10 protein-coding genes and 1 tRNA gene are annotated in these 6356 nt (G+C 62.9%); 3 read left to right on the top strand and 8 right to left on the bottom strand.

What is annotated here, in order from left to right; all coding sequences use genetic code 11:
- Positions 1-490 precede the first annotated feature (490 nt).
- The 6 genes from ACQ3HB_RS05300 to ACQ3HB_RS05275 form a co-directional block, all read right to left on the bottom strand.
- Positions 491-769, bottom strand: coding sequence for a hypothetical protein (locus tag ACQ3HB_RS05300; protein ID WP_430918413.1), 279 nt, complete (start codon positions 767-769; stop codon positions 491-493).
- An 82-nt stretch (positions 770-851) separates the two neighbouring features.
- Positions 852-1370 carry a hypothetical protein gene (locus tag ACQ3HB_RS05295; RefSeq protein ID WP_430918411.1) on the bottom strand — a complete coding sequence of 173 codons (519 nt, stop codon included), beginning with the start codon at positions 1368-1370 and terminating at the stop codon, positions 852-854.
- The gene (locus tag ACQ3HB_RS05290) at positions 1370-2245 is read right to left on the bottom strand and encodes a hypothetical protein (protein ID WP_430918410.1); all 876 of its coding nucleotides are present in this window, start codon (positions 2243-2245) and stop codon (positions 1370-1372) included. The genes ACQ3HB_RS05295 and ACQ3HB_RS05290 overlap by 1 nt, the downstream gene beginning before the upstream one ends.
- A gap of 2 nt (positions 2246-2247) precedes the next feature.
- A complete protein-coding gene (locus ACQ3HB_RS05285) occupies positions 2248-3027 on the bottom strand; it encodes a hypothetical protein (RefSeq protein ID WP_430918408.1) in 780 nt (259 codons plus the stop codon).
- A complete protein-coding gene (locus tag ACQ3HB_RS05280; protein ID WP_430918407.1) occupies positions 3024-3218 on the bottom strand; it encodes a helix-turn-helix transcriptional regulator in 195 nt (64 codons plus the stop codon). The genes ACQ3HB_RS05285 and ACQ3HB_RS05280 overlap by 4 nt, the downstream gene beginning before the upstream one ends.
- A complete protein-coding gene (locus ACQ3HB_RS05275; RefSeq protein ID WP_430918404.1) occupies positions 3215-3460 on the bottom strand; it encodes a helix-turn-helix domain-containing protein in 246 nt (81 codons plus the stop codon). The genes ACQ3HB_RS05280 and ACQ3HB_RS05275 overlap by 4 nt, the downstream gene beginning before the upstream one ends.
- Positions 3461-3567: 107 nt before the next feature.
- Between ACQ3HB_RS05275 and ACQ3HB_RS05270 the strand changes: the two genes are divergently transcribed.
- Genes ACQ3HB_RS05270 through ACQ3HB_RS05260 form a run of 3 tightly spaced genes read left to right on the top strand, consistent with a single transcriptional unit; the run spans position 3568 to position 5559 of the window.
- Positions 3568-3948 (top strand): helix-turn-helix domain-containing protein, encoded by a 381-nt coding sequence (locus tag ACQ3HB_RS05270; protein WP_430918402.1) that lies wholly within the window; start codon positions 3568-3570, stop codon positions 3946-3948.
- Positions 3945-4415 carry an ImmA/IrrE family metallo-endopeptidase gene (locus ACQ3HB_RS05265; RefSeq protein WP_430918400.1) on the top strand — a complete coding sequence of 157 codons (471 nt, stop codon included), beginning with the start codon at positions 3945-3947 and terminating at the stop codon, positions 4413-4415. Before ACQ3HB_RS05270 ends, ACQ3HB_RS05265 begins: the two co-directional genes overlap by 4 nt.
- On the top strand, positions 4408-5559 hold the full coding sequence (locus ACQ3HB_RS05260) for a tyrosine-type recombinase/integrase (RefSeq protein ID WP_430918399.1): 1152 nt from the start codon (positions 4408-4410) through the stop codon (positions 5557-5559). Before ACQ3HB_RS05265 ends, ACQ3HB_RS05260 begins: the two co-directional genes overlap by 8 nt.
- 63 nt (positions 5560-5622) lie before the next feature.
- Here the strand turns inward: ACQ3HB_RS05260 and ACQ3HB_RS05255 are convergent.
- Both ACQ3HB_RS05255 and ACQ3HB_RS05250 read right to left on the bottom strand, forming a co-directional pair.
- A tRNA-Gly gene (locus ACQ3HB_RS05255) sits at positions 5623-5696 on the bottom strand.
- Positions 5697-5826: 130 nt separating this feature from the next.
- Complete coding sequence (locus ACQ3HB_RS05250) at positions 5827-6333, bottom strand: ImmA/IrrE family metallo-endopeptidase (protein ID WP_430918397.1); 507 nt, start codon at positions 6331-6333, stop codon at positions 5827-5829.
- Positions 6334-6356: the final 23 nt, after the last annotated feature.

The following is a 6356-nucleotide window of genomic DNA, read 5'->3' as shown; positions in this document are numbered from 1 at the left end:
ACCGCCCCGAAAGGCGATCTGCCGATGGTGAACGACGCCCCCTCCTGTCTCGTTCAGCGATGGGGACCTCTCCCACTGACACGCTCCCTCCAAGACAGGAAGGGGTACTGCACCGGCCCACGAGCTGCTAGTCGTATGTCCGGCAGGCGGTTTACCGTCCGCCACCCCCACCGGTCGCTACACCGTGGGGTGCCCCTGCTTTGTTTTCGGGGCATCGCTGTGGAGTTGTCAAAGAACGAGCGCGACCCCTCAACGAGAGGTGCTGGGTGGTGCTGGGATCGTCGAAAAACGGATCGACAATCAGCGCCCAAGTCGCCGACGAAAGCGACAAGGGCTAGGACTGGTGGTCAGTCCTGGAGAGGCCAGACGATTTCTGGCTGTTCGTACGGAGTGCCGTCCATGCAGGCTCCGCAACATGGCTTGAGCCAGCGCGATGCGCAGGCATCGGCGCACAATCCACAAAGGCACCGAGCGGGGAGAAGTTCGTCGCTCATCCCATCACCCCGTCTTCGGCGCGTTCGGCGATGACGCGCTCGCCCTGATCGACGACGCGGCTAACTGCGGGAGATGAGTGACGAGCGAACCAGTCAGCGATTTCGTCTTCGGATAGTTCCGACTGCGCATCCATGTGACCATTGGCGTACCCGTACTTGAATGCGTACTCGAACACCTCCCGCAGAGCCGGGTACGTGAGGCGCTGCCACAACGTGCGCGGCCTCTGAAATCCAGTCTCATAGAGCGCAATCTCCAACTTCTGCTTGCCGCTCATCCCGTCACCTTCTGTCGGGCTTTGTGGGTACGACCAAGGAAGTAACCCGCGGCGGCAGCGAACAGGGCTGCGAGGAGGATGGTCATGATGCGGACACCTCAGCGACGAGACGCGTCAGAGGGCTGACATTGACCATGAACTGATGTGACTCCGGCTTGCCGAAGTCACCGGCCCAGAACCATTCACCCTCATGAAGCTCGTAGACGACACCACCCTTACTCAGGTAGTGACCATCGACTGTCGGGAGTGGTTTCGGTGCGTGTTCAACCACCTCAAGCGAGTAGCCGGCATCCAGCCAAATGGTGACGCTCATTCGCTCGCCAGGAGTCCTCCCCAGCCACACGTCGCCGGAGATCGGCCCCTGGTGCGTTACCTCACCGTCTGGGCTGGTGAGCTTCACCACGTCACCATTCGAGAACGGCGGGACAGGCGGAGCGACGGGTTCGAGGTAGTCGGGGTGGACGTACAGGACGTCGCCGTCGCGCTCGCATTCGAACCGGAAGCGGTTCCCCGAATCCCGGTGCGTCACAACGCCCACTTGCCCGAATTGAATCCCCTGCCACGTGCACCGGTACCGTTCACCGATCTTGATGGCGGTCATCAGATCAGTTCCGGAATCTCGACACCACGAGCACCGGCGTTGCTGCCGTCGAGGGGGAGCGTGCGGATGCGCTTGCCTGCGCGGGCGGCGTTCCATGCGCGGTAGAAGAGGCTGATCTGCGCCGCGTTGGAGCGACGCACCCGGTCGTTGAACTGACGTTCGAGCGCACGGAGGAGCGTGAAGCGGGGGTCGCCCTCGCCGCTGGTGCGCAAGTTCTCCAGGTCGTCGATGAACGTGATCGCCGCGACGGGGTCCTTCCGCGTCATCTCGAGGATGATGTAGGAGAGGACGCTCGGTGTCGCCTTGAGCTTGCGGGCGACACGGCTGGCGAGAGCGGCAGCGTGCTCAACGTCCTGGTTCTCCTGGTACCAGTCGAGGACCTCGCTGTTTGTGATCAGCGGTTCGACGGTGTCCCGCGAGTACCGGAGGTGACCGGTCGCTCGAGCGTTCGCGATCTTCGCCGTCGTGGCAATGATGGACCGCATGTGCTCGACGCCGTGGAACCCGAGGGCGTCCGTGGCCGAGCGCTTCGCGTTCGTGTCCAGGACCTTCTGAACGTTCGGGTCGAGGCCGCGGACCACGATCACGGTGATGGACACCCGGGACCCGACGACAGCTTCGAGTCGGTGCTGCCCGTCGATGAGACGGCCGTTCCAGTCGAACTTGATCGTCTCGCCCGTGACGAGCCAGTTGCCGTTGAGCATGTCGCGCTCGTAGAGGTCAATGCGCATGGAACGCTGGTTCCGGTTGCCGTGGTTCACGCCCAGCCACTCGGAAGCGAGTTCCGGGGTGACCTTGACGATCTCGATCTCCATCTTCTTGTGCGACGGGTGGTCGAGCGTAACGGCCTTGAGTGCGGTATTCTGAGCGGGCATAACTAGTTCTCCTTCTGGGGTTCGAAGAGGTCGTTCAGGACCTCAAGGGCAAGGTCGGCGCTTGGCTGTAGGGCAGCCAGGATGTCGGCCTTGTTTCGTGTGTAGCGGTCGTCGTTGCGGATGGATCGGATGCGTTCGATGGCTTCCCACAGCCTCGTGTTGGCGGTGAATGCGTCGTCGACAAGCGACCGGCGCCGTGGTTCAGATGGGGCAGAGGGGCGCGTGTACTCCTTGCCATCGAGGCCCATCGTCTTGACGGTCTGATACGCGGCCTTCTCCGCTTCACTGATCGTCTTATTGCCCACCGTCTGGTGGTACGACTCCGCGTAAGCGTTCCGCTCGACGTCGGTCATGCCGTCATTGCCGAGCTCGTCGGCGTCGATCACTTCGCCCGTGAACGGGTTGGCGGGCGGGAGCGGCTCGAGGTCGGGCTCAGGTCGGAAATCATTTCCGACCTCCGCGACCAGCTGACGGGCACGGCGGTCCGTCACGCCAATGATGGGGGCGATGGCTGTGCTGCTGAGGCCTTCGCCTGCAAGGTAGCCGACGAGTTCCTGGCGTTCTTCGCGGCCGAGGCGCATCGGCTCATCGCCGAGAGTGTCCGAGAGGTACGCGGTCCAGGACTTGAATCCGAGGACCTGCCAGGCGTTCGAGTTCTTCGCCTCGTCAACGAGGTTGCGGAGCTTGAAGAGGTTGTCGCGGACCACCGACGCGGTGAGCTTGATCCGCTGAGTGAGACGCTGGGCGTCACCAGCGGATAGGAGGGAAATGACAGCAGTCACTTGGTGTCGCCTTCCTTGACGAGACGGGCCTTGAGCCACTCGTCGAGATCGGCGGGGTAGTAGACCGTCAAGCGCCCGTTCTTGTGCGCCGTGGGCCCCTCCCCCTTGGACTTGAGGTTGTAGAGCGTGCGAGCCGCGACCCCGACGTACTCCGCCGCAGGCTTCACCCTGAGAACGCCGCCGCCGCTCATGCGGTCAACCTGCTCTCCTGGCGAAACGCGAGAGGGAGGAACGTGGCCGGATCTACCCCGAGCGCCTTCGCAACCAGATCGAGTTCCCGGAGAGAGAAGTCCCCGTGTCCGTTGATCTTGCGGTTGAAAGTGGTGGTCGGGATTCCCGCTTGCTCGGCAACCGACAACTTGCTCTTTCCAGAACGAGTGATGGTCGCTGCGACCTTGTCCGCGACCTCGTTTGTGATTGATTCGGTAACCATACGGACACTGTACGTGCCCATTTGGTGCTGGTCAAGCTGAAAAAAGGGCAGATTTGGCTACCAGGAGTACCCAAAATGGGTGTAGTCTCACCCATGTGGATACCAACATGCAGTCATTCAGTGAAGCCGTCGCCGCCCAGCTCCGCGCAGAACGCGCCATTGCTCAGCTCACCATCGACGAACTCGCTAGCGCCTCTGGCCTGGTCCGCGGAACACTCCTGCGGTACCTGAATGGCAAGCGAGATATCCCCGTGCCGGCGCTCTACCAGATCGGCATGGCCCTTGGTGTCGAGCCACACGACATCGTCGAGCGAGCAACTGCGCGCCAGAAGAAAGACGCCGAGACCAGCGCACGCGTCACGCCCATCGGACGCAATGTCGGACGCAAGCGCGAAGCTATCGACCTCAACACCGTTGACCTCAGTGTTGAGGATCTTGCAGCAAGCCACGACGACTCCGCCGTGGATCCAGACAGGGGGACGCATTGACGCTCGCACTCTACGAACCGCAGCCGGAAGCCTTCGGGGGGCGCATGTACGGCCGCGACGTCATGATCGACTCATCCTGCATGCTCGACTATGACCCCTGGTCTCACGCCGAAATGCTAGGGGTCCCGATTGTGCCCAAGGCAGAGCTGCCAACTCCTCGAATGGTCGCGTGCTACTCCAGTCGCTACAACGCGATCTTCGTTAGGCATAACCTCCACGGCGCTGTGGAGCGGTGCGCGATCGCCCACGAGATCGTCCACTACGAGTACAACGACATTGGGACAACGAAGTCCCAGGAGGATCGAGCGGACCGCATCTCGGCGAGGCGCCTGATCCGGCCTAGCCGCATCGAGGAATTCGAGGGCGAGACCGAAGACCCGGCCGTAATCGCACTGGAGCTCAACGTAACCGAGCTAGTCATGCGCCAGTACATGCGGATGCTCCGACAAGGCTTCAGGCATGGCTAGACCGCCCCTTCAGCTCGAGACCTACGGGAAGATTCGGCGAGCCATCGTCAAGGGGAAGCACACGGCATTCGCCTACTACCGGGACTCCGACGGTGTGCGACGCCCGTTGCAACGTCAGGGGAAAACGCCGGCGGAGGCGGAACGGAACCTCGTGCAGGCGCTTCGCGACCGGCTCACCCCCAGTGTGGAGTACCTCACGCGCGAGTCGACGCTTACCGTGCTCGCTGAGCAGTGGATCGAAGAGATCAACACGCAGGGGCGTCGGTCCATCTCGACGATCACGCGATACACGTCCGTCATCAACGCCCACCTGAACAAGCACGTGGGTTCGCTGCGCATCCGTGAGGCGAGTCCAGCGAGAATGCAGCGGTTCGTCGACCTGGTCGCGGCCAGCGCTGGCGAGTCTCAGGCGCGAATGCTCGGTGTGGTTCTCAATGGCATGTTCTCGTTGGCGATCCGGCACAACGCGGCGACGTCGAATGCCGCCGCGGATCTGTACCTCCCGCCCGTTGAAGCAGCAGTTGTGCGCGCGCCCGACCTTGAAGACATCATCCTGCTGCGCCGCCTCATGGCAGAGTACGACGCTCGCCCGGGATACCGCGGTGATTCCCTGCATGATCTTGCAGGGTTCGCTGACGTTCTCGCGGGCACCGGTGCCCGCCCGGGTGAGGTGCTTGCTCTGCGCTGGGACGATATCGACCTCGAAGCTGGGAAGCTCACGATCGCCGCGACCGTCGTGCGAGCGCCGGGCAAGGGTCTGATTCGCCAGGACAAGCCGAAGTCGCGTTCGTCGCTACGCCGCCTCACTCTGCCTCGGTTCGTCGTCGACATGCTGATCCGTAGGCGAGTCAACGCCTACTGCGAGTGGGTTTTCCCCTCGGCGAATGGGACTCTCCGATGGCCCGAAAACGTCAGGCAGCAGTGGATGACGGTCGTTACTGGTACACCTGTCGAGTGGATCACTCCTGGAAAGTGCCGGAAAGCTGCGGCCACCCTGATCGCATCTGAGCGTGGACTCGCAGCGGCAAGTCAGCAGCTCGGCCACGAGGGGACGCTAGTCACAGAAAAGCGGTATGTGACCAAGCCGACAGATCGTCCGGACATGTCCGATGTACTCGAGCGTTTCGCTGAAAATGCAGGATAAATGAAGGATGGCCCCTCATCTACCTCAAGTTTCAGAGGAGATGAGGGGCCTGGACCCCAGTGCTGGAGCGGATGACGGGAATCGAACCCGCGCTATCAGCTTGGGAAGCTGAAGTTCTACCATTGAACTACATCCGCGTGAGCGCCCCCGGGAGGGCGCGGTGCTCACAACGATAGCAGCCCGACGCCGACCGACAACCGAGCGGCACCCCGGCGGCGTGAGAGCCTGAGCGAGGTCCCGGCGCCTGCATCGCACTCGTCACCGCCGCTACTGCGCGGCAGCCGTCTCCAGTTCACGACGCACCTGCAGGTAGGCGCGCATGATCCGCTCGGTGACCGAGAGTTCGAGGGCCCACACGCCGACATCGTTCGTCTCCTGAGCGAGAGCGGCGATCACGGAGGGACGGATCAGCCGCCGCGCTGCGAAACGATCGGCCCGATCCTCCTGACGACGCGTGGTCCCGATGTCCCGGTGCTCGAAGTGGACGATCTCGTGGGAGAGCGCGCATCGCTCGACGGCCCCGTGCAGATTGGGGCGGATGAAGATCGCACCCTGCCTGGCCGAGTAGCACGCGACCATCTGGGGTGTGGGGAGGTTTTCACGAGCGATGACGGGGATGCCGAGCCGATCGGCGTGCAGCCAGGGGTCGTAATCGACGGCACGCGGATCGTCGATCCAGCAGTCGATGCCGTACACGTGCTCACGCAGATGCCTGGAACCCGCACTGCGCGCACCTGGAGCGGGCTGCGTGCCCGGAGCATCGGCCTCGTCCACCTCGTATCGTGTGTTGATCGCCG

It is taken from the genome of Plantibacter lichenum (genome assembly GCF_050587525.1).
Taxonomy (GTDB): Bacteria; Actinomycetota; Actinomycetes; order Actinomycetales; family Microbacteriaceae; genus Plantibacter.
This window is presented reverse-complemented; position numbering and strand designations above follow the sequence as displayed.